Here is a 22,852-nt window from a genome sequence, read left to right as displayed (position 1 = left end):
GCCATCCTTTAATTAAATTCAGCTTATGCTTATACCCCTCCAGGTATTAGGCCTATCAGCTATGCGTTCTGATATCGAGCTAATTATTTCTTAAGCATTGGTAGCTAAACTGGCCGCCTTAACCTCACATTAAGTTAAACGTATGCAATTCACCGACACTCAGACGACTCCAGCTTTTAGCTGGAAAGCCCTTGGCTGGGCCGTATTGTATTTCTGTTTCTTTTCCACAGCACTGCAGCTTGTTATCTACCTGACGGGCTATAGCGGATCCACCGGTTTACGCGACTCCATTCTATTTAGCCTGTTATGGCTGGTCCCAGTATTCCTGTTTCCAAAACACACCCGGATTATCGGTGCCATTATCGGTATCGTGCTGTGGGGCGCGTCGCTAGCGGCAATTAGCTATTACGTTATTTATGGGCAGGAGTTCTCGCAAAGTGTTTTATTTGTGATGTTTGAAACCAACACCAATGAAGCGGGTGAGTTCTTTAGTCAGTATTTCAGCCTGAAAATCGTGTTGGTCGCACTGGTTTATACGGCAATCGCCATTGCACTCTGGACGCGTCTCCGCCCAGTGTATATTCCAACCCCATGGCGCTGGCTGGTCTCCTTCGCCTTGTTGTATGGGCTGATCCTGAATCCTCTGGTAAATGGGATTATTATCAAGGGAAAACCGGCTGGCGATGTGCTTGATGGCATTTCTACACGCCTCGCACCTGCCGCGCCATGGCAGTTCATCACCGGTTATTATCAGTACCACCATCAGTTAGACAGCCTGACCCGGTTACTCAATGACAACCACGCGCTCCCGCCGCTGGCGAATTTGAAAGACAGCACCGGCACTGCGCCGCGTACGTTGGTTCTGGTGATCGGTGAGTCTACACAACGCGGGCATATGAGCCTTTACGGTTATCCACGTGAAACCACGCCGGAGCTGGACGCGCTGCATAAGTCCGATCCTAACTTCACCGTTTTCAATGATGTCGTGACCTCACGTCCGTATACCATCGAGATTTTGCAGCAGGCGCTGACGTTTGCTAATGAAAAGAATCCCGATTTGTATCTGACCAAACCGTCGCTGATGAACTTGATGAAACAGGCAGGCTATAAGACCTTCTGGATCACCAACCAGCAGACCATGACCTCACGCAACACTATGCTCACGGTATTCTCTAAGCAAACCGATCAGCAGTTTTACATGAACCAACAGCGTACCCAGAGCGCACGTGAATATGATTCCAACGTTCTGGCACCGTTTAAACAGGTTCTGGCTGACCCTGCGCCGAAGAAGTTTATTATTGTTCACTTGCTGGGGACGCATATTAACTACGAGTATCGCTACCCGGAAAACTGGAACAAATTCTCTGGTAAAACCGACACGATGCCAGCGGGTCTGACCAAGGACGAGCAGGCGACTTACAATAATTATGACAACGCTAACCTTTACAATGACTTTGTGGTCTCCAGTCTGATTAAGGACTACAAGGCCACCGATCCGAACGGTTTCCTGCTGTACTTCTCCGATCACGGGGAAGAGGTCTACGACACGCCGCCGCATAAAACACAGGGGCGTAACGAGCAAGAACCTACGCGTCATATGTACACCATTCCATTCCTGCTGTGGACGTCGGAAAAATGGCACGAGGCTCATCCACGAGATTTCTCGCAGATTGTTAATCGTAAGTACAGCAGCTCGGAGCTGATTCATACCTGGTCTGATTTGGCTGGATTAAGCTATGACGATTATGACGCCACCCGTGCGCTGACCAGCCCACAGTTTGTCGAATCCACTCGATGGATTGGCAACCCGTACAATAAAAAAGCGCTAACGGATTACGATACCCTGCCTTACGGCGAACAGACGGGTAATCAGTAATTGCCATCAGGCCGCTTCATTCCGAAGCGGCTTTTTCCATCCAAACCTTTTCCTCGCCTTCAAAAAAACGATTATTTTTTCTAATCATAAAAAACATCACAAAACACACCAAAACCCGTAATAAAACGACGCGAAATAAATCATTAAATTAGATTTTATAATTCAAATTGCTTTGCCTTAGAAAATCTCAATCGTGATGGAGCGCACAAATCGCTAACCTCCAGCCATTCATTCCGGGAGCGAATATGTTACTGCACATCCTTTACCTAATCGGCATCACTGCTGAAGCCATGACCGGCGCACTGGCGGCGGGTCGTCGTCGTATGGATACCTTTGGTGTCATCATTATCGCCACGGCCACCGCATTGGGCGGGGGCTCGGTTCGCGATATGCTGCTTGGCCACTATCCACTAGGTTGGGTTAAAAACCCGGAATACATCATCATCGTGGTCATCGCTGCAGTGCTGACCACAATTGTGGCGCCAGTCATGCCGCATCTGCGTCGCCTTTTTCTGGTACTGGATGCCGTCGGTCTTATCGTCTTTTCTATCATCGGTGCCCAAATTGCGCTAGATATGGGAGAAGGCCCGGTAATCGCCATTATCGCGGCGGTTATTACCGGCGTATTTGGCGGGATACTGCGTGACATGTTCTGTAAGCGCATACCGCTGGTCTTCCAGAAAGAGCTGTACGCCGGCATCTCCTTTGCCGCAGCGGTGCTGTACGTGGCCTTGCAGCATTACGTGAGCAACCATGACGTGGTAGTGATCTCGACGCTACTGTTTGGCTTCACCGCGCGCATGCTGGCCCTGAGGCTGAAACTCGGCTTGCCGGTGTTTTACTACCGCCACGAAACGCACTAGTCAAAACCGTTTATCCCATATAAACGCAACTGCCCGGTGAGTTCGACAACGGTGGGGTGGTGAATAAACGCCATCAGATTGCGGGCTTTTTCCGGACCTACGCCCGGTAGGTTTTGCCAGTGCAGGTCATCACGGGCGGCAAGCTGCTTCCAGGAGCCATCGCTGAGTGCCTTCAGTGCACCTGAAGGCAAAGGCAGCCCCAGCGCTTTTAGCCAGAGACGAAAAGGCTGCCGACGCGCAATTTCAAAACGGTGCCAAATCTGCCGCGCCCTCGCGGCCGTTATTCCAGGCGTTTCTTCAAGCTGCTGAGACGTCAGTTCGAGCCATGAGAAAATATGGTCAAAGGAATGTGCCAGAATGAGCGAGTTCCACACCGCTTCCCCCACCCCTTCAATATTTAACACCTGAGATGCTCCCAGCCAGTTAAGGCGGGCCATAAATTGCTCGCGGCATTCTGCTGAGCGGTAGAAACAGGTTAGCGAATGATAGCGGGAGGCCGGTGGAGTCGGTTTGATTCTGTCCAGCCCTCGCCAGACGACGCCATCCAGGCGTGGGATCCCCTGCCCCGCCAGGCTGACCTGGAGCTGATCGCCAACTGTGATATCCATTTTTTGCCAACGTTGCACAGAGCCAATATTCACCCGCTGCACCCGCTTATCATCCAGTTTAACCGGCAGCAACTCAGCCACGACCGCAATCTTGCCGGTACGCCCAATGGTGAAGCGGATGCCACTCACTTCAGCCACCTGCGAAACCGGTCGATACTTCCATGCCGCTACCCAAGTCCCCTGCGCCGGCTGCCAACTCTTACCGTCCGGCTCATTGGCAGCACGAACAACTACCCCATCGGTCGCAAAAGGAAGAGGCAAAGTAAACCAACGTTCACGCCAGTCGGCCACATCTTTCATTTGCGTGACGGGATAGGTATAGCGTGCGGTCAGATCAAATCCAGAAGCGGACAACAATGCTAACCGCTGTTGCATTGTTGCAGGACCGTCTGGCCATGCCCAAACAAAGACCGATAGGCGCGAAAGCGAGGCATCATCGCCCTTTCGCAGTAGCATGCCAGCAACCTGTGAACGCGCATTCATGCCACCTTTTTTCTGCTGTATATGCCCGTCAGCGCGCAAGAATATCTCCCCCTGCAAAACGCTGTTCGCCAGCGCCCCTTCAGCCGTCTGCGGTAAGGCGGTGATGCGCCGAGCCTTCTGCGTCCAGTCCTCCCCAAACACCCCATCCCCCCGGCTAATTACGCGCTGTAAACGGCCGTGTTGATAGACCAACGTCACCGCCACGCCATCAACCTTTGGCTGCACCCACAGATCGCGTTTACCCTGCATCCATTGTTGCATGGCCTGCGCATCAGCAAGCTTACGTACGCCGGTATGCGCGACGGGATGTCTCTGCGTTCCTTTATTCACTGACAAATAGGTATGCTCTGGGACTTCAGTACCAAAACAGCGCTGCCACGCAGCCAGGCGCGCCGAGAGCTGATCGTAAACCCCATCGCTAACTTCGCTTGCGCCCCGCCGCCAATATGCTTCGTTCCATTTATCAAGCTGTCCCTGCAATTGGGCAATCTCCTGCCCAGCACGTGTTGGCGACCAAACAGGACAAATTGCCTGGACGTCTGTCGCAAGAAATAGCGTTACAACTACCAGCCATCGACTCATCATCGTCCCCCTCCGCTGCGGATAACCGTTTGTATCGCAGTCAAATTGGCAATACGAATGCCGATTTTTCCAATATCGAGGAGGCTTCAGAGAAAAGAGGTTTGTTGCAGCAACGCGTGGATAAATCAGGAAAACAGTACGTAAATTAAAATAAACTGGCGCAAAAAGTGTGACAAAGACTACGTCGCGTAGCGGCGCCGTGTATAATAGGCTCGTATGTAAGTTCTCTTTCGATAATCACATACAAAAGACACTCATGGCTCAAGGCACGCTCTATATTGTTTCCGCCCCTAGTGGCGCGGGTAAATCCAGCCTGATTCAGGCTTTATTGAAAACCCAACCGCTGTACGACTCCCAGGTATCCGTTTCGCATACCACGCGCGCGCCGCGTCCGGGTGAAGTGCACGGCGAACATTATTTCTTTGTTAATCACGACGAATTCCGCACGATGATTGGCGAAGAGGCATTTCTTGAACACGCTGAAGTCTTTGGTAACTATTACGGCACGTCGCGTAAAGCGATTGAACAGGTCCTGGCGACCGGCGTTGATGTTTTCCTTGATATCGACTGGCAGGGCGCGCAGCAGATCCGTAAAAGCATGCCGAGCGCACGCAGCATCTTTATTTTACCGCCGTCCAAAATTGAGCTGGACCGCCGTCTGCGCGGTCGTGGTCAGGATAGCGAAGAGGTGATTGCAAAACGTATGGCTCAGGCAGTTGCAGAAATGAGCCATTACGCGGAATATGATTACCTTATCGTCAATGATGATTTTGATACCGCACTGGGCGATCTGAAAACGATCATCCGCGCTGAGCGTCTGCGTATGAGCCGCCAAAAGCAGCGACATGACGCTTTAATCAGCAAATTATTGGCAGACTGAACCCACTTTCAGTATCATGCCCCGTTATTTCTTCACCTGTGGAGCACTAAAGTATGGCACGCGTAACTGTTCAGGACGCTGTAGAGAAAATTGGTAACCGTTTTGACCTGGTACTGGTCGCCGCGCGTCGCGCTCGTCAGATGCAGGTTGGCGGAAAAGATCCGTTAGTACCGGAAGAAAACGATAAAACCACCGTAATCGCACTGCGCGAAATCGAAGAAGGTCTGATCAATAACCAGATCCTCGACGTGCGTGAGCGCCAGGAACAGCAAGAGCAGGAAGCCGCTGAATTACAGGCTGTTACCGCTATTGCTGAAGGTCGTCGTTAATTAGATTGCGGGTCGCCCTTGTATCTGTTTGAGAGCCTGAATCAGCTGATTCAACACTACCTGCCGGAAGACCAGATCAAGCGTCTTCGGCAGGCCTATCTCGTTGCACGTGACGCTCACGAGGGGCAGACACGTTCAAGCGGTGAACCCTATATCACGCACCCGGTCGCGGTAGCCTGCATTCTGGCCGAGATGAAACTCGACTATGAAACGCTCATGGCTGCCCTGCTGCATGACGTGATTGAAGATACCCCCGCAACCTACCAGGATATGGAACAGCTCTTTGGTAAGAGCGTTGCTGAGCTGGTAGAGGGGGTGTCGAAACTTGATAAGCTCAAGTTCCGCGATAAGAAAGAGGCGCAGGCCGAAAACTTTCGCAAAATGATTATGGCGATGGTGCAGGATATCCGCGTCATCCTCATCAAGCTTGCAGACCGCACCCATAACATGCGCACGCTGGGCTCATTACGCCCGGATAAACGCCGCCGCATTGCCCGCGAAACGCTCGAAATTTACAGTCCGCTGGCACACCGTTTAGGTATCCATCACATCAAAACCGAGCTCGAAGAGTTGGGCTTTGAAGCGCTGTACCCTAACCGCTACCGCGTCATTAAAGAGGTGGTTAAAGCCGCGCGTGGTAACCGTAAAGAGATGATTCAAAAAATCCTCTCTGAGATTGAAGGGCGTTTGCAGGAAGCAGGAATCCCGTGCCGCGTCAGCGGTCGCGAAAAGCATCTTTACTCGATTTACTGCAAAATGGTGCTCAAAGAGCAGCGTTTTCACTCGATCATGGACATCTACGCCTTCCGCGTGATCGTTCACGATCTCGATACCTGTTACCGCGTTCTGGGGCAGATGCACAGCCTGTATAAACCCCGTCCGGGCCGCGTTAAAGACTACATCGCCATCCCTAAGGCCAACGGATACCAATCCCTGCACACATCAATGATTGGGCCGCACGGCGTGCCGGTTGAAGTGCAAATCCGTACTGAAGATATGGATCAGATGGCAGAGATGGGTGTGGCGGCGCACTGGGCCTACAAAGAACACGGTGGTGAAAGCAGCACGACCGCACAAATCCGCGCACAGCGCTGGATGCAGAGCCTGCTGGAGCTGCAGCAAAGCGCCGGTAGCTCATTTGAATTTATTGAAAGCGTGAAATCCGATCTCTTCCCGGATGAGATTTACGTTTTCACCCCGGAAGGCCGCATTGTCGAACTGCCTGCCGGTGCGACACCGGTGGACTTTGCCTACGCCGTGCATACCGATATCGGCCATGCCTGCGTGGGGGCACGCGTTGATCGTCAGCCTTATCCGCTGTCGCAGCCACTCTCCAGCGGCCAAACGGTTGAAATTATTACCGCACCGGGCGCACGTCCAAACGCCGCATGGCTCAATTTTGTCGTCAGCTCGAAAGCGCGCGCCAAAATCCGCCAAATGCTGAAAAACCTCAAGCGCGACGACTCCGTCAGTCTGGGCCGTCGTCTGCTTAATCACGCGTTGGGCGGGAGCCGCAAGCTGGCTGAAATTTCACCAGAACATATTCAACGCGAGCTGGATCGCATGCGATTGACCACGCTCGATGACCTGCTGGCGGAAATCGGCCTCGGCAATGCCATGAGCGTAGTGGTCGCCAAGAATCTTCAGCAGGGTGAAGCCACGCCTCTCGCACCGGGCGCCTCTGGTCTGACTCATCTGCCGATTAAAGGCGCTGATGGCGTGCTGATCACTTTCGCGAAATGCTGCCGTCCAATCCCCGGTGACCCGATTATTGCTCACGTCAGCCCGGGCAAAGGCTTGGTTATCCACCATGAATCCTGTCGCAACATTCGCGGCTATCAGAAAGAACCTGAGAAATTCATGGCGGTAGAGTGGGACAAAGAAACGGCGCAGGAATTTATCACCGAGATTAAGGTCGATATGTTCAACCATCAGGGGGCGTTAGCCAACCTGACGGCCGCCATCAATACCGCGACATCCAATATTCAAAGTTTGAATACGGAAGAAAAAGACGGTCGCGTTTATAGCGCGTTTATCCGTCTGACCGCTCGCGACCGCGTGCATCTGGCCAACATCATGCGCAAAATTCGCGTCATGCCAGACGTCATCAAAGTCACTCGTAACCGTAACTAGTTTTAGACACAACATCATTCGCCCTGCGCAAGGCGGCAGATGAATGAATTCTCCCGCAACACATTCGAAATGTTGCGGGGGTGAGTGCAGCTTACGCCGAGGTTATTTGAAGGATGAAGTGCCAATGAATCCACAGCGTTATGCGCGAATTTGTGAGATGCTCGCCAGGCGTCAGCCTGATCTGACGGTCTGCATGGAGCAGGTCCACAAACCTCATAATGTCTCGGCGATCGTTCGCACCGCCGACGCAGTCGGCGTCCATGAAGTTCACGCCGTCTGGCCAAGCAGCCGTATGCGTACCATGGCTTCCGCAGCGGCGGGCAGCAACAGCTGGGTTCAGGTGAAAACCCACCCTACCATCGGCGATGCCGTCGGCCATCTTAAGGGCCAGGGAATGCAGATTCTCGCAACCCATCTATCTGATAAAGCAGTGGATTTCCGCGAAATCGACTATACTCGCCCGACCTGCATTTTAATGGGCCAGGAAAAAACCGGCATCACTCAGGAAGCTTTAGACCTGGCAGACCAGGACATCATCATCCCGATGATTGGTATGGTTCAGTCGCTGAATGTCTCCGTTGCCTCTGCACTGATTCTCTATGAAGCACAGCGCCAGCGGCAAAACGCCGGCATGTATCGTCGTGAAAACAGCATGCTGCCCGATGAAGAACAACAGCGCCTGTTGTTTGAAGGTGGCTACCCGGTGCTGGCAAACGTCGCTAAACGTAAAGGACTGCCCTACCCTCGCGTCAACGAACTGGGTGAAGTCGAGGCTGATGCCTCATGGTGGGCCACCATGCAGGCCAAGGGGTAACCGCTATGCAAAGCCGTCTGCTGGATGCCGTTCCGCTCAACACATTGACCGGCGTCGGTGCCGCGCAGAGCAGCCGGCTGGCAAAAATTGGTCTCCATACGGTGCAGGATCTCCTCTTGCATCTGCCATTACGTTACGAAGACCGCACCCATCTTTACCCCATCGGTGAGCTGCTTCCCGGCGTGTATGCCAGCGTCGAAGGTGAAGTGCTGAGCTGCAACATCACTTTCGGCGGCCGCCGGATGATGACCTGCCAGATAAGCGATGGCACCGGCATCCTGACGATGCGCTTTTTCAACTTCAACGCGGCAATGAAAAACAGCCTTGCCACCGGTCGGCGCGTGCTGGCCTACGGCGAAGCCAAGCGCGGCAAGTACGGTGCAGAGATGATCCACCCGGAATACCGCGTACAAGGCGATCTCAGCACTCCGGATTTGCAGGAAACCTTAACTCCGGTCTATCCCACCACCGAAGGCATTAAACAGGCGACGCTGCGCAAGCTCACCGACCAGGCGCTGGACCTGCTGGATACCTGCGCCATCAGCGAACTGCTGCCACCGGAGCTGGCGCAGGGCATGATGAGCCTACCGGAGGCGCTGCGCACGCTGCATCGTCCACCGCCGTCGCTTCAGCTCGTCGATTTAGAAACCGGTAAACACCCGGCGCAGCAGCGCTTAATTCTCGAAGAACTGCTGGCGCACAATCTCAGCATGCTGGCGCTGCGCGCGGGTGCGCAGCGCTATCACGCTCTGCCCCTTAACGCTCAGGGCAAACTGAAACAACGCTTTCTCGACTCTCTGCCGTTTAAACCCACAGGCGCACAAGCGCGGGTCGTGGCGGAGATCGAGCACGACATGGCGCTCGATGTCCCCATGATGCGGCTGGTACAAGGCGACGTCGGTTCCGGTAAAACGCTGGTCGCTGCACTTGCCGCGCTGCGTGCCATCACACACGGTAAGCAGGTAGCGCTGATGGCGCCGACCGAGCTGCTCGCTGAGCAGCACGCCAATAACTTCCGCAATTGGTTTGAACCACTCGGTATCGAAGTCGGCTGGCTCGCCGGCAAGCAGAAAGGCAAAGCGCGTCAGGCGCAGCAGGATGCTATTGCCAGCGGCCAGGTACAGATGATTGTTGGCACCCACGCCATCTTCCAGGAGCAGGTGCAGTTTAACGGCCTGGCGCTGGTGATCATCGATGAACAGCACCGTTTCGGCGTCCACCAGCGTCTGGCGCTGTGGGAGAAAGGCCAGCAGCAGGGGTTCCATCCGCATCAGCTGATCATGACCGCAACCCCAATTCCGCGCACCCTGGCAATGACCGCCTATGCCGATCTTGATACCTCGGTGATTGACGAACTGCCGCCGGGCAGGACGCCGGTAACCACCGTCGCCATCCCGGATACTCGTCGTCCCGACATCATTAACCGGGTACGCAACGCCTGTACCACTGAAGGCCGGCAGGCCTACTGGGTTTGCACGCTAATCGAAGAGTCGGAACTGCTGGAAGCACAGGCGGCGGAAGCCACGTGGGAAGAGTTAAAACAGGCCCTACCCGAGCTTAACGTCGGCCTGGTGCATGGCCGCATGAAACCCGCCGAGAAGCAGGCAGTGATGCACGCCTTCAAGCAGGGCGAACTGCATTTGCTGATTGCGACAACGGTAATTGAAGTTGGCGTCGATGTCCCCAACGCCAGCCTCATGATCATCGAAAACCCCGAACGCCTTGGGCTAGCGCAGCTCCACCAGCTGCGCGGTCGCGTAGGCCGTGGCGCGGTGGCTTCCCACTGCGTGCTGCTGTACAAATCACCGCTGTCGAAAACCGCGCAGCTGCGCCTGCAGGTACTTCGCGACAGCAACGACGGCTTTGTTATTGCGCAAAAAGATCTCGAAATCCGCGGCCCTGGTGAGCTGCTCGGCACTCGCCAGACCGGTAACGCCGAATTTAAGGTGGCGGATTTGCTCCGCGACCAGGCCATGATCCCCGAAGTTCAGCGCCTGGCGCGCCATATTCATGAACGTTATCCGCAGCAGGCCAATGCGCTCATCGAGCGCTGGATGCCGGAAACCGAACGCTATTCCAACGCGTAGCGATACCCACAGCCCGCGTAGGGCTGTGCTAAACTTCGCACAATTTTACTTCCTGGACGAGTTTGTAATGAGACGAGAACTGGCTATCGAATTTTCGCGCGTCACCGAAGCGGCGGCGCTGGCAGGCTACAAATGGCTGGGTCGCGGCGATAAAAATACCGCGGACGGCGCAGCGGTCAACGCCATGCGCATTATGCTCAACAAGGTCAACATTGACGGTACTATCGTCATTGGCGAAGGTGAAATCGATGAAGCGCCAATGCTTTACATCGGTGAGTCCGTCGGGACCGGCAACGGCGATGCGGTGGATATCGCGGTCGATCCTATCGAAGGCACCCGTATGACCGCCATGGGCCAGGCCAACGCACTGGCCGTGCTGGCCGTTGGCGACAAGGGCTGCTTCCTCAACGCGCCTGATATGTATATGGAAAAACTGATTGTCGGCCCGGGAGCGAAAGGCACTATCGACCTGACCAAGCCGCTGGAAGAGAACCTGCGCAACGTCGCGCGGGCGCTGGACAAGCCGCTGAGCGAACTGACGGTCACCATTCTGGCCAAGCCGCGCCACGACGACGTGATTGCTGAGCTGCAAAAGCTGGGCGTGCGCGTGTTCGCCATCCCAGACGGCGACGTCGCAGCCTCTATTCTGACCTGCATGCCGGACAGTGAAGTTGACGTGATGTACGGTATCGGTGGTGCGCCAGAGGGCGTGGTTTCCGCCGCCGTCATTCGCGCACTCGATGGTGATATGCACGGTCGCCTGCTGGCACGTCACCACGTTAAAGGCGATAGCGAAGAGAATCGTCGTATCGGGGAAAACGAGCTGGCTCGTTGTAAAGAGATGGGCATTGAAGCTGGCGTAGTCCTGACCCTGGACGATATGGCGCGTAGCGATAACGTTATCTTCTCCGCCACCGGTATCACCAAAGGCGATCTGCTGGACGGTATCACCCGCAAGGGAAATATTGCGACTACCGAGACGCTGCTGATCCGCGGCAAATCACGCACCATCCGCCGCATTCAGTCGATTCACTATCTGGATCGCAAAGACACTGAAATCCAGCGCCACATCCTGTAAATCATTTGATCAATAGAGCTTTCCAGCCCTTTCGGGCTGGAAATCTTCTCTCGTCGCGGTGAAGATAAGATAATGAGATTAAGAGCCTATCCCAGTAGGCGTAATTGGCGCAGCCCGTTTGGACACGGACAGCGCGGAAAAACCGGAGCGCACACGTAGTACGTGAGGATTTTGAGCACTGCCCCGGGACAAAGTGACAAGTAAAATAGCCTAATGGGATAGGCTCCAAGAGGAGAAAAGCCATGGCAGACTGGATTACAGGCAAAGTAGTTAAGGTGCACAACTGGACCGACGCACTGTTTAGCCTCACCGTTCACGCACCGGTTCAGCCGTTTACCGCCGGGCAATTTGCCAAGCTGGCGTTAGACGTCGACGGCGAACGCGTTCAGCGCGCCTACTCCTATGTTAATGCCCCCAGCAATCCCGATCTCGAGTTCTACCTGGTCACCGTTCCGGAAGGCAAACTCAGCCCACGACTGGCGGCGCTAAAGCCGGGCGATGATGTGCTGATTGTCAGCGAAGCGGCAGGCTTTTTTGTTCTGGAAGAGGTTCCCGACTGCGATACCCTGTGGATGCTAGCAACCGGCACGGCGATAGGCCCGTATCTGTCAATTCTGGAAGAAGGCAAAGACCTCGAACGCTTCAAAAATCTGGTGCTGGTCCACGCCGCGCGCTATGCCGCTGACCTGAGCTATCTGCCGCAAATGCGCGCGCTTGAGGAGCGCTATGCCGGTAAACTCCGTATTCAAACGGTCGTTAGCCGCGAAACCGCGCCCGGGATGTTAACCGGGCGAGTTCCCGCGCTGATTGAAAGCGGTGCGCTGGAAGCGGCGGTTGGCTTACCGATGAACGCTGACACCAGCCATGTGATGCTCTGCGGCAACCCGCAAATGGTGCGCGATACCCAGCAGTTGCTGAAAGAAACCCGGCAGATGACCAAGCATTTACGTCGTCGACCGGGCCATATGACCGCCGAACACTACTGGTGATCGGCGCGGTACTTCACCGGCAACGTCTCTTTGCCGTATTTGTTTTCGCCCTGGGTGCCGACAAACGCGCCCAAATCGATAAGCATCATCACGATAATCAGCGTTGGGATAAAACGCCCAACGCCCCACTGCCAGACGCCTGGCAGCATTGACCAGTTTCCGGCCAGCAGCATCCACGCCAGCACCATCAGCAGCGCCCACAGGCCGGATTTTCCGCGATCGTGCAGGCGTTTAATGGTTACTGCCGCCGTTGGCCACAGTAGGCACACCAGCATAAATGCCGCCGTTTGCAGGTCCACGAGGCCACCGCCCGCAAGGCTGAACAACGTCACCATCGTGACTGCCCAAATGGCAATCCAGATCCAAAAATCACGGCGTCCAATGCGCCCTTTAATGGAAAACAACCACTGCTGTAAAGTCATGCACCGTTTCCTTTTCTCTTCGTGCGCGTAGTGTACCCTGAAGTGGGCACTTTTTGACAAGCGCGTCGGTTCCCGTTTTAATCGTCATCTGCAAAGAGGAGAACGATTGGCATGAAAAAATGGATAACGCTATGTCTGGTTGGGCTCATCACGCTCTGCACCGGTCAGGCTGCGCTGTCGGCGGAAACGTCCACGGCCGTTGCCCCGTATCTGCTAACGGGTGCCCCGGCATTTGATCTCTCTATCAGCCAGTTCCGCGAAAAATTCAATACCGATAACCCAACCCTGCCGCTTGGCGAGTTCCGCTCGATCACCTCAAGCCGCGACCAGCTGACGATTACCCGCGCCGCCAGCAAAATTAATGAAAACCTGTACGCCTCCGCTGCGCTTGAACGTGGCACATTGAAAATCAAATCGATCCAGATAACCTGGCTGCCGATTCAGGGGCCAGAGCAAAAAGCAGCCAAAGCCAAAGCTCAGGAGTATATGAGCGCGCTAATGCGTGCCGTACTCCCGACGCTCACGAAGCCGCAAAGCCTGCAAAAATTGCAAAAGCTACTGACCCAAGGCAAAGGCAAACACTACTTCGCCAGCACCGAAGGTGCCGTGCGCTATGTTGTCGCAGATAATGGCGAAAAGGGGCTGACCTTCGCCGTTGAACCGATTAAGCTGGCGCTATCTGAAAATCTTGAAGGGCAGAATAAATGATAAAAAGCAAAGCCTTCATGCCTTTCAATCTCTATACTGATTCACAGACCATGCTGCCCTGACGGGCGGCCATATTCCTTAATTCGCTGACAAGCGTGGAGAATCGAAATGCGACATCCTTTAGTGATGGGTAACTGGAAACTGAACGGCAGCCGCCACATGGTAAACGAGCTGATTGCTAACCTGCGTACCGAGCTGGCTGGTGTTTCTGGCTGTGGCGTAGCTATCGCTCCGCCTGAAATGTACATCGATCTGGCAAAACACGCGGCTGCAGGCAGCCACATTCATCTGGGCGCGCAGAACGTTGACCTGAACCTGTCTGGCGCATTCACCGGCGAAACCTCCGCTGCAATGCTCAAAGATGTTGGCGCTACCTACATCATCATCGGCCACTCTGAGCGTCGTACTTACCACAAAGAATCCGACGAACTGATCGCCAAAAAATTTGCTGTGCTGAAAGAGCAGGGTCTGATCCCTGTCCTGTGCATCGGTGAAACCGAAGCAGAAAACGAAGCCGGCAAAACGGAAGAAGTTTGCGCACGTCAGATCGACGCCGTGCTGAAAACTCAGGGCGCTGCAGCGTTCGAAGGCGTGGTTATCGCTTACGAACCTGTATGGGCTATCGGTACCGGTAAATCTGCAACCCCAGCTCAGGCTCAGGCGGTTCACAAATTTATCCGTGACCACATTGCTAAAGCTGACGCGAAAATCGCTCAGCAGGTCATCATCCAGTACGGCGGTTCCGTTAACGCATCCAACGCAGCTGAGCTGTTCACCCAGCCGGACATCGACGGCGCGCTGGTTGGCGGCGCATCCCTGAAAGCTGACGCTTTCGCGGTGATCGTTAAAGCAGCAGAAGCGGCAAAAAACGCCTAATGCGATAAGCCCGGCCATCGCGCCGGGTTTGTGCCAAATGGCGGTTTCGCCCCCTTTGGTATAGGCGTCGTCAGCACGATGCCAAAATAAACCGGCCCTTTGGCCGGTTTATTCTTTTTGCGCGCCGGATAGGCCCGCGCCATCACAGTTTCCCCAGCACCTGATACCACGCGTAGTCCAGCGGTAACAGCAGCAGATAGCTCACTGCCGCCAGCGCCAGACACAACAGCATCCCCGCGCGCGCAGGCACTTTGCCCAGCGCCATCGCCACCACGATTGGCGACGCCTGATACGGCAGAAGCGGTGTCGAATACCCCAGCACCTGAATCATAATCACGCTCAAAAGCGGGAAGCCGGTAGCATCCGAGAAGCTTTGCGCAAAGGTGGTGTACAGCGCCGGCACGCCGTTGGCGGTCATAATGAAGTTCAGCGCGCTGGTGATGCCGGTTAACGCGAGGAAGCTGGTAAACGGTGCATCTTCATGCAACGGCATAATGTGCAGCAGGGCATTGCCGACCACAGCACCAATGCCCGTTTGGGTCACGGTGATAGCCAGCCCGAGAATACCGGCAACATAAATACAGGTGCGAATATTCACACCGCTGGCGAACTCTTCGCCGTTGATAAATCCGATACGCGGCAGCAGCGTGACGACGGCGGCCACTAACCCAGTCCATGCCGGGCCAATACCGTGCCAGCTCTCGGTGACCCATAGCGTCAATACCACCGCCAGCAGCCACGCCAGCCGTTTTTCATCACAGCTCATTGGCGGTAGCGGCTCCATATCGCGCGGCGGATGCGGTTTACCAGGGAACAGCCAGCAAATCAGGCCAATCAGCGCAGCACCTTTAAGCCACCCCAGCACTGGCGTATGCAGCAGCAGATATGGAACATAATTCAGGTGAATGCCATAAGCCCCTTCTGCCGCCCCGCTCATCACCAGGTTGGGTACGTTGGCGGGCAAAATGGTCGCAGAAAGCTGGAAAGTCCCGAACCCGACCGCCAGCGCCAGTCCGTACCACGCGCGCGTGCCGTCCTCAATGCCGGCGCGTTTCGCCATTGCTGCCACGATAGGCATCAGTAGCGCGATGCGTCCCATGTTTGAGGGCATCACGAACGCCAACGCATAGCTTAACAATACCACGCTACCAACCATCAGCAGCCAGGAGTCGGTCAGACGTGACGAGAGCGCCCGAGCCGCGCGGTCGGCAAGCCCGGTTTTACGGATGGCGATACCCAGCACGAAACCACTGAATACAAGCCAGAAAGCAGAAGAAGCAAAGCCACCGAAAATCACATCCGGCGGCGCGACTTTGGCCGTCATCGCCGCCGCAAAGAATAGCAGTGCCGTAATAAACTCCGGTAACAACGAAGTGGCCCATAGCAGGATGGTAACGCCAACAATGATAGAGGGAAGGAATAGAGGGTGAGAAAACCAGAGCGACATACCTGTCTCCTGTCGTTTTTTTCAGCAAGAATACGACGACAGGCAGAACAGGTAAACGCCAGATTAGGTGGGGTTATTGCAGAATCGCGCAGCGATGATCCTGAATTTCCTCAGCCGACGCGCGGTTCAACCGCAACAGATTGCGTTCCGTCGCCAACAGCACCAACGAACCATCGCTCTGCTGCGCCAGCGCCAGAGCAAACCGCCCCATATGGTCACGCGCTTCCGGCACTTCTTCCGCCAGCATCAAGAACGGGCTGCGTTTAGCCAGCTCGCTTTCGGTCACCCGACGCGCCAGATACTCATGCCCCAGCAGGCCTCCCGGCAGCGGCAGCCAGCGACTGCTGATGGCCGCCTGATCGGCATCAAGCTGTTCGCGAACATCTTTGCGCAAGCAGGACATATGAATATGGAAATGGTTTTGCGTACGTCCGGTACGGGAGTTAATGGTCAGAGAAACCGCGCTATCCGGCACTTCCGCCCCCCGCGTGTCGCTCATGATGGCGCGCCGCTGCCACGCCTGCCAGAAGAAGTTAGGCGTCAGCGGATCAAGCAGCAGCGGGCTTTCTGTGCCATTGATACGGTAAGTGGGCATCAGCAGATACTGCAGCGGGCCGTTGCGGTCTTTAAACAGCACATAGCCGCCCTTGGGGTTAACGTCGACGCAGGGTTTAGGCGTCCGGTGTTGCTCCTGATTTGGCACGCATTGCTGTAGCACAATCTGCCGCAAAACATCCGGGTTAGCGGAATGCAGCCAGTACCAGCCCCCCGCCCCTGCGGCAATCAGCATAATTAACAGCGCCGCCAGCAGGTATTTTAACCTTGTCATGTGATCTCCCCATATCGAACCGAGGGGGAAGAGTAGCGTACTTTGATGACCAAAAGAAAACGCCCGGCAGATTTGCCGGGCGTTTGGGGGAATTAACGTTTACTGATTTGGTCGAAGGTGCCGCCGTTGGAGAAGTGCTCTTTCTGCGCTTTGGTCCAGCCGCCAAACTCTTCATCAATCGTAAAGAGCTTCAGTTTCGGGAACTCGCTCTCATACTTTTTCGCCACCTGCGGATCGCGAGGACGGTAATAGTTCTTCGCGGCAATTTCCTGGCCTTCCGGCGAGTAAAGGTACTTCAGGTAGGCTTCTGCCACCGCCGTCGTTCCTTTCTTCTCAGCCACTTTATCCACTACGGAAACCGTTGGTTCAGCCAGAATCGACTCGCTTGGCGTGACGATTTCAAACTTGTCTTTACCCAGTTCGTTGGCCGCCAGCAGCGCTTCGTTTTCCCACGCAATCAGCACGTCGCCGATGCCGCGTTCAACGAAGGTATTGGTTGAACCACGCGCGCCGGAGTCCAGCACTTCCACGTTTTTATACAGTGCTTTCACGAAGTCCTGGGCTTTGGCCTGATCGTTGTTGTTGTGGTGCAGCGCATAGCCCCATGCCGCCAGATAGTTCCAGCGAGCGCCGCCGGAGCTTTTCGGGTTCGGGGTGATAACGGAAACGCCCGGTTTAATCAGATCGTTCCAGTCGTGAATTTGTTTCGGGTTGCCTTTACGCACCAGGAACACGATGGTGGAGGTGTACGGCGCGGAGTTATCCGGCAGACGTTTAATCCAGTTTTTGTCGATACGGCCGCGCTCGGCAATCGCATCAACATCGTAGGCCAGCGCCAGGGTCACCACATCAGCGTCGATGCCGTTGATAACGGAAGTAGCCTGTTTGCCAGAACCACCGTGCGACTGACGGATAACCACGTTATCGCCGGTCTCTTTCTTCCAGTGCGCGCTGAACGCCTTATTGTATTGTTCATACAGCTCACGCGTCGGATCGTAAGACACGTTAAGTAACTGAATATCCTTAGCCAGTACGCTGGTGGAAGCCAGCAAAAGAGTTAACCCTACGCCCCACTTGTTCATCGCCCGCTCTCTTATCTGTTGTGTTGTAATGGGGCTAGCCTGCCAGAAATCGAATCGATGATTAAAGAATAAAAAAAGATTGATTATGCAGTTTTGAAATATAAGAGGTGAAAGCGCGATGATGCGCGTTTGCTCGAAATCACTCAGCGGGGAAAATCAGGGGGAAAGCTTCCCCAGACCGTGAAAAACGGCCCAGGGAGAGTTGGAATCAAACTTCTTCCATGCGGCCCAGCAGCGCCTGCAGACGATCCTGCCAGCCGTTCTGCTGTTCTTTCAGCTGGTTGTTTTCACGCTCCAGCTCTTCACGGTTATTCTGTGCAGCCTGTACGTCCTGCTCCAGGGTGCTGTTCTTTTCTTTCAGCTCTTCGATTTCCATCTGCAACAGCGTGATGGTATCAATCGCCTGCTGAACTTTTGCTTCCAGTTTCTCAAACACTTCTAATGACATCGTCCTATCTCCTGAATCTTGCAAGGCGTTGATATCGTCCCGGAACCCCGGCGACGCCTTAACCCAAATAAGCGCACGGCTTGTGGTCGATTGTATGAAGCCCCGTCGCCCCTGTCCAGCGCCAGAGCCTGTAGATTGCGGTTCTCCGCAATTTTCGGTCTCGTCCTGGCGCGTTTGCGCACATTCCCATTAGATTGTTAACAGATTAGCTAATGGAATGTTTCCTCCCTCACACTTTTCATTCCGAAAACGGACATTATTTGGCGCGAAAACGCTCATTTCTTGACGAGGTACACACATTTTGATTTCGATATTTCTCGTTTACGCTCGTTAACGATAAATTAACACTATGCCTACATGGCAACATGAGCGTCATGAATGCTCATGCAAACAATAATCATCAAATTGTCTTCAGGATTCCGATTATGAGCCAGACATCGACCTTAAAAGGCCAGTGCATCGCAGAGTTTCTTGGTACTGGATTGTTGATTTTTTTCGGCGTGGGATGTGTTGCTGCGCTTAAAGTGGCAGGCGCAAGCTTTGGACAGTGGGAAATTAGTATCATCTGGGGGCTGGGGGTCGCGATGGCCATCTACCTGACCGCAGGCGTATCCGGTGCGCACCTTAATCCCGCCGTCACCATTGCCCTTTGGCTGTTCGCCTGCTTCGACGGACGTAAAGTGGTCCCATTCATCGCCGCCCAATTTGCCGGTGCCTTCTGCGCCGCCGCGCTGGTGTACGGCCTGTACTACAACCTTTTCTTCGACTTCGAACACACGCACAATATGGTGCGCGGAAGCGTCGAAAGTCTTGAACTGGCTGGTATTTTCTCAACCTATCCGAATCCGCATATCAATTTTGTGCAGGCCTTCGCGGTAGAAATGGTGATTACCGCTATCCTGATGGGCGTGATTCTGGCGCTGACCGACGATGGCAACGGCATTCCACGCGGGCCGCTGGCTCCGCTGCTGATTGGCCTGCTGATTGCGGTCATCGGCGCTTCTATGGGCCCGCTGACCGGGTTTGCGATGAACCCGGCGCGTGATATCGGGCCAAAAGCCTTCGCCTGGCTGGCAGGCTGGGGCAACATCGCCTTCACCGGTGGCAAAGATATTCCTTATTTCGTGGTGCCGCTGTGTGCACCTATCGTCGGTGCCGCACTCGGCGCGTTCAGCTATCGTAAGCTGATTGGCCGCCATCTGCCGTGTGACACCTGCGAGGTTGAAGAGCCGAAAGCGGTCTCCAGCCAAAACCAACACAATGCTTCGCTGTAATCTGACTACGGAACGTTCATTATGACTGACAAAAAATACATCGTTGCGCTCGACCAGGGCACCACCAGCTCACGCGCCGTCGTGATGGATCATGACGCCAACATCGTCAGCGTGTCACAGCGCGAATTCGAACAAATTTATCCGAAGCCAGGCTGGGTTGAGCACGACCCAATGGAAATCTGGGCCACCCAAAGCTCGACTCTGGTTGAAGTGCTGGCGAAAGCCGACATCAGTTCCGACGAAATTGCCGCTATCGGTATCACCAACCAGCGTGAAACCACCGTGGTGTGGGAGCGCGAAACCGGTAAACCGATCTACAACGCCATCGTCTGGCAGTGTCGCCGTACCGCAGATATCTGCGAGCAGTTGAAGCGCGACGGTATGGAAGAGTACGTGCGCAGCGCCACCGGTCTGGTGGTTGACCCGTACTTCTCCGGCACCAAAGTGAAGTGGATCCTTGACCACGTTGAAGGCTCCCGTGAGCGCGCGCGTCGCGGCGAACTGCTGTTCGGCACCGTCGACACCTGGCTTATCTGGAAAATGACCCAGGGCCGCGTGCACGTCACCGACTACACCAACGCCTCGCGTACCATGCTGTTCAACATCAACACCCTGGAATGGGATGACAAGATGCTGGACGCGCTGGACATCCCGCGCGCCATGCTGCCGGAAGTGCGTAAATCCTCCGAAGTGTACGGCCAGACCAACATTGGCGGTAAAGGCGGTACCCGTATTCCTATCTCCGGTATCGCCGGTGACCAGCAGGCGGCGCTGTTCGGCCAACTGTGCGTCAAAGAAGGGATGGCGAAAAACACCTACGGTACCGGCTGCTTTATGCTGATGAATACCGGTGAGAAAGCGGTGGCTTCCAGCCACGGCCTGCTGACTACTATCGCCTGCGGCCCGCGCGGTGAAGTGAACTATGCGCTGGAAGGCGCGGTGTTTATGGCGGGGGCTTCCATTCAGTGGCTGCGCGATGAGATGAAGCTGATTAGCGACGCATTCGACTCCGAATACTTTGCGACCAAAGTGAAGGACACCAACGGCGTATACGTGGTACCGGCATTTACCGGCCTCGGAGCACCGTACTGGGACCCGTATGCACGCGGCGCTATTTTCGGTCTGACCCGCGGCGTGAACTCTAACCACATCATTCGTGCCACGCTGGAATCTATCGCTTACCAGACGCGCGACGTGCTGGAAGCAATGCAGGCTGACTCCGGGATTCGTCTGCACGCCCTGCGTGTAGACGGTGGCGCGGTTGCCAACAACTTCCTGATGCAGTTCCAGTCCGATATCCTCGGCACCCGCGTGGAGCGTCCGGAAGTCCGTGAAGTCACGGCTTTGGGCGCAGCTTACCTCGCCGGCCTGGCGGTTGGATTCTGGCAAAACCTCGATGAACTGCAGGAAAAAGCGGTGATTGAGCGCGAATTCCGTCCGGGCATCGAAACCACCGAGCGTAACTTCCGCTACAGCGGCTGGAAGAAAGCGGTGAAACGCGCGCTAGCGTGGGAAGATCACGAAGAGTAACAGGCAGGAAACTCACTCTGCGGGCGGGGAAGCGAAGCTCTCCCGCCTATCGTAAAGCCGGAGCTATGCTCCGGCTTTTTATTAGCCAAACAGCGGTAGCATCAGATACAGCTTAATCACCAGGGCATTGACGATATCAATAAAGAACGCCCCTACCATCGGCACCACCAGGAACGCGGTATGCGATGGGCCGAAACGCTCGGTAATCGCCTGCATGTTGGCTATCGCCGTCGGCGTGGCGCCAAGGCCAAAACCGCAGTGACCCGCAGCCAGAACCGCCGCGTCGTAGTTTTTGCCCATCAGCCGATAGGTTACGAAAATGGCGTACAGCGCCATTGCCAGCGTCTGTACCGCCAGGATAACCAGCATCGGCAGCGCTAAATCCGCCAGTTCCCACAGCTTTAGGCTCATCAGCGCCATCGCCAGAAATAGCGACAGGCTCACGTTACCCAGCACCGACACCGCACGTTCAAAGACGCGATAAAAGCCCACCAGCGCCAGACCGTTACTCAGAATGACCCCGACAAACAGCACGCAGACAAAGGTTGGCAGCTCCAGCGCGCTGCCCGCCAGCAGTTGCGCAATAACCCGCCCTAAGGTCAGGCAAATCGCGATCAGTGCAATGGTTTCAATCAGCACCAGCGAGGTGATCACGCGGCCAACGTCCGGTTTTTCAAATGCCGTCGGCACTTCCTGGTCATCCGGCGTCCCGTTGGGCGATGAGGAGTGTTTGACCAGATAGCGCGCAACCGGCCCCCCAATCAATCCGCCGAGAACCAGACCGAACGTCGCGCAGGCCATCGCCACTTCAGTGGCGTTACTAAAGCTGTAGCGCTCAATAAACAGTTTGCTCCACGCCGCACCGGTACCGTGACCGCCCGACAGGGTAATGGACCCCGCCAGCAGCCCCATCAGCGGATCCAGACCCAGCAATTTCGCCATACCAATGCCGAGGCCGTTTTGTAGCAACAGCAGCCCAACAACGACGATAAGGAAAGTGCCCACCACTTTCCCCCCCGCGCGCAGGCTCGCAATATTGGCGTTAAGACCGATGGTAGCGAAGAACGCCAGCATCAACGGGTCTTTCAGCCCCATATCAAAGTCAATTTCCCAGCCCATGCTTTTCTTGAGCACCAGCAGCGCCAGCGCGACTAACAGACCGCCCGCAACGGGCTCAGGGATGGTGTATTTCTTCAGGAAGGGAACGCTCTGGACCAGTTTTCGTCCTAGCAGCAACACCAGCGTTGCGGCAACGAGCGTCGATAAGGTATCGAGGTGAAACATAGATGTAGCTCCTTACTAAACGCATGATCCATTCATACGCGACAATTTTCCGATGTCGTGATGGCCTCATCATGAGGCGTCGGCCGAAAGTGTAAGCAAGAAAGGGGATAAGTGGGTAGAAAAACGTTTTTCCCTGATGAATTTTGTTAACTCCTCCCAATAAACACACGTGGGTTATAAGGGTATTTGCGGCAATAATTTTCGATCAATGAAAGCAACCGATTGCTTTT

The 22,852-nt window shown here is 55.0% G+C and carries 20 protein-coding genes; 13 read left to right on the top strand and 7 right to left on the bottom strand.

The genetic code is table 11. The features are described from left to right. The first annotated feature begins 142 nt into the window (after positions 1-142). Both KCR01S_RS05665 and KCR01S_RS05660 read left to right on the top strand, forming a co-directional pair. Positions 143-1,876 (top strand): phosphoethanolamine transferase CptA, encoded by a 1,734-nt coding sequence (locus tag KCR01S_RS05665; RefSeq protein ID WP_061280810.1) that lies wholly within the window; start codon positions 143-145, stop codon positions 1,874-1,876. 245 nt (positions 1,877-2,121) lie between these two features. Beyond that, positions 2,122-2,739 carry a trimeric intracellular cation channel family protein gene (locus KCR01S_RS05660; RefSeq protein WP_052282726.1) on the top strand — a complete coding sequence of 206 codons (618 nt, stop codon included), beginning with the start codon at positions 2,122-2,124 and terminating at the stop codon, positions 2,737-2,739. On the opposite strand, the gene ligB is transcribed toward KCR01S_RS05660, so the two are convergent. Continuing rightward, entirely contained in the window at positions 2,736-4,412 is a 1,677-nt protein-coding gene (ligB, locus tag KCR01S_RS05655; RefSeq protein ID WP_061281022.1) for an NAD-dependent DNA ligase LigB, read from the bottom strand. The genes KCR01S_RS05660 and ligB overlap by 4 nt on opposite strands. 256 nt (positions 4,413-4,668) lie before the next feature. On the opposite strand from ligB, the gene gmk reads away from it, so the two are divergent. The 7 genes from gmk to fpr all read left to right on the top strand — a co-directional run bounded on the left by gmk (position 4,669) and on the right by fpr (position 12,722). After that, on the top strand, positions 4,669-5,292 hold the full coding sequence (gene gmk, locus KCR01S_RS05650; RefSeq protein ID WP_061280807.1) for a guanylate kinase: 624 nt from the start codon (positions 4,669-4,671) through the stop codon (positions 5,290-5,292). A 53-nt stretch (positions 5,293-5,345) separates the two neighbouring features. Further along, entirely contained in the window at positions 5,346-5,621 is a 276-nt protein-coding gene (gene rpoZ, locus KCR01S_RS05645; protein ID WP_000135058.1) for a DNA-directed RNA polymerase subunit omega, read from the top strand. Between the two features lie 18 nt (positions 5,622-5,639). After that, positions 5,640-7,754 (top strand): bifunctional GTP diphosphokinase/guanosine-3',5'-bis pyrophosphate 3'-pyrophosphohydrolase, encoded by a 2,115-nt coding sequence (gene spoT / locus KCR01S_RS05640; RefSeq protein WP_061280804.1) that lies wholly within the window; start codon positions 5,640-5,642, stop codon positions 7,752-7,754. Between the two features lie 124 nt (positions 7,755-7,878). Continuing rightward, on the top strand, positions 7,879-8,568 hold the full coding sequence (gene trmH / locus KCR01S_RS05635) for a tRNA (guanosine(18)-2'-O)-methyltransferase TrmH (protein ID WP_061280801.1): 690 nt from the start codon (positions 7,879-7,881) through the stop codon (positions 8,566-8,568). A 5-nt stretch (positions 8,569-8,573) separates the two neighbouring features. Continuing rightward, positions 8,574-10,655 (top strand): ATP-dependent DNA helicase RecG, encoded by a 2,082-nt coding sequence (gene recG, locus KCR01S_RS05630; protein ID WP_061280798.1) that lies wholly within the window; start codon positions 8,574-8,576, stop codon positions 10,653-10,655. Between the two features lie 67 nt (positions 10,656-10,722). Further along, the gene (glpX, locus tag KCR01S_RS05625) at positions 10,723-11,733 is read left to right on the top strand and encodes a class II fructose-bisphosphatase (RefSeq protein WP_061280795.1); all 1,011 of its coding nucleotides are present in this window, start codon (positions 10,723-10,725) and stop codon (positions 11,731-11,733) included. Between the two features lie 242 nt (positions 11,734-11,975). After that, positions 11,976-12,722, top strand: coding sequence for a ferredoxin--NADP(+) reductase (fpr, locus tag KCR01S_RS05620; RefSeq protein ID WP_061280792.1), 747 nt, complete (start codon positions 11,976-11,978; stop codon positions 12,720-12,722). Here the strand turns inward: fpr and KCR01S_RS05615 are convergent. Then, positions 12,713-13,144 carry a DUF805 domain-containing protein gene (locus KCR01S_RS05615; RefSeq protein WP_061280787.1) on the bottom strand — a complete coding sequence of 144 codons (432 nt, stop codon included), beginning with the start codon at positions 13,142-13,144 and terminating at the stop codon, positions 12,713-12,715. The genes fpr and KCR01S_RS05615 overlap by 10 nt on opposite strands. 111 nt (positions 13,145-13,255) lie before the next feature. Here KCR01S_RS05615 and KCR01S_RS05610 point away from each other — a divergent pair, with 111 nt between their 5' ends. Then, the gene (locus tag KCR01S_RS05610) at positions 13,256-13,852 is read left to right on the top strand and encodes a DUF1454 family protein (RefSeq protein ID WP_061280786.1); all 597 of its coding nucleotides are present in this window, start codon (positions 13,256-13,258) and stop codon (positions 13,850-13,852) included. Positions 13,853-13,960: 108 nt separating this feature from the next. Further along, complete coding sequence (gene tpiA, locus KCR01S_RS05605; protein ID WP_061280781.1) at positions 13,961-14,728, top strand: triose-phosphate isomerase; 768 nt, start codon at positions 13,961-13,963, stop codon at positions 14,726-14,728. A gap of 142 nt (positions 14,729-14,870) precedes the next feature. Here tpiA and KCR01S_RS05600 read toward each other — a convergent pair whose 3' ends face one another. From KCR01S_RS05600 to zapB, 4 genes are all read right to left on the bottom strand, one after another. Beyond that, entirely contained in the window at positions 14,871-16,175 is a 1,305-nt protein-coding gene (locus tag KCR01S_RS05600) for an SLC13 family permease (protein ID WP_061280777.1), read from the bottom strand. 73 nt (positions 16,176-16,248) lie between these two features. Then, positions 16,249-17,004, bottom strand: coding sequence for a CDP-diacylglycerol diphosphatase (locus KCR01S_RS05595; protein ID WP_061280774.1), 756 nt, complete (start codon positions 17,002-17,004; stop codon positions 16,249-16,251). Positions 17,005-17,096: 92 nt separating this feature from the next. Further along, a complete protein-coding gene (gene sbp, locus KCR01S_RS05590) occupies positions 17,097-18,086 on the bottom strand; it encodes a sulfate/thiosulfate ABC transporter substrate-binding protein Sbp (RefSeq protein ID WP_061280771.1) in 990 nt (329 codons plus the stop codon). 208 nt (positions 18,087-18,294) lie between these two features. Continuing rightward, positions 18,295-18,534: a septal ring assembly protein ZapB gene (gene zapB / locus KCR01S_RS05585; protein ID WP_052282704.1), complete on the bottom strand. Its 240-nt coding sequence runs from the start codon at positions 18,532-18,534 to the stop codon at positions 18,295-18,297. A gap of 425 nt (positions 18,535-18,959) precedes the next feature. On the opposite strand from zapB, the gene KCR01S_RS05580 reads away from it, so the two are divergent. Both KCR01S_RS05580 and glpK read left to right on the top strand, forming a co-directional pair. Then, complete coding sequence (locus tag KCR01S_RS05580; RefSeq protein ID WP_061280768.1) at positions 18,960-19,808, top strand: MIP/aquaporin family protein; 849 nt, start codon at positions 18,960-18,962, stop codon at positions 19,806-19,808. 21 nt (positions 19,809-19,829) lie between these two features. Next, entirely contained in the window at positions 19,830-21,338 is a 1,509-nt protein-coding gene (glpK, locus tag KCR01S_RS05575; protein WP_061280765.1) for a glycerol kinase GlpK, read from the top strand. An 81-nt stretch (positions 21,339-21,419) separates the two neighbouring features. On the opposite strand, the gene gltS is transcribed toward glpK, so the two are convergent. Continuing rightward, positions 21,420-22,622 carry a sodium/glutamate symporter gene (gene gltS, locus KCR01S_RS05570; RefSeq protein WP_061280763.1) on the bottom strand — a complete coding sequence of 401 codons (1,203 nt, stop codon included), beginning with the start codon at positions 22,620-22,622 and terminating at the stop codon, positions 21,420-21,422. Positions 22,623-22,852: the final 230 nt, after the last annotated feature.

It is taken from the genome of Kluyvera cryocrescens NBRC 102467 (genome assembly GCF_001571285.1).
In the GTDB taxonomy this organism is placed as follows: Bacteria; Pseudomonadota; Gammaproteobacteria; order Enterobacterales; family Enterobacteriaceae; genus Kluyvera; species Kluyvera cryocrescens.
The sequence above is the reverse complement of the archived record's forward strand: the minus strand, read 5'-3'. Positions and strand labels throughout refer to the sequence as shown.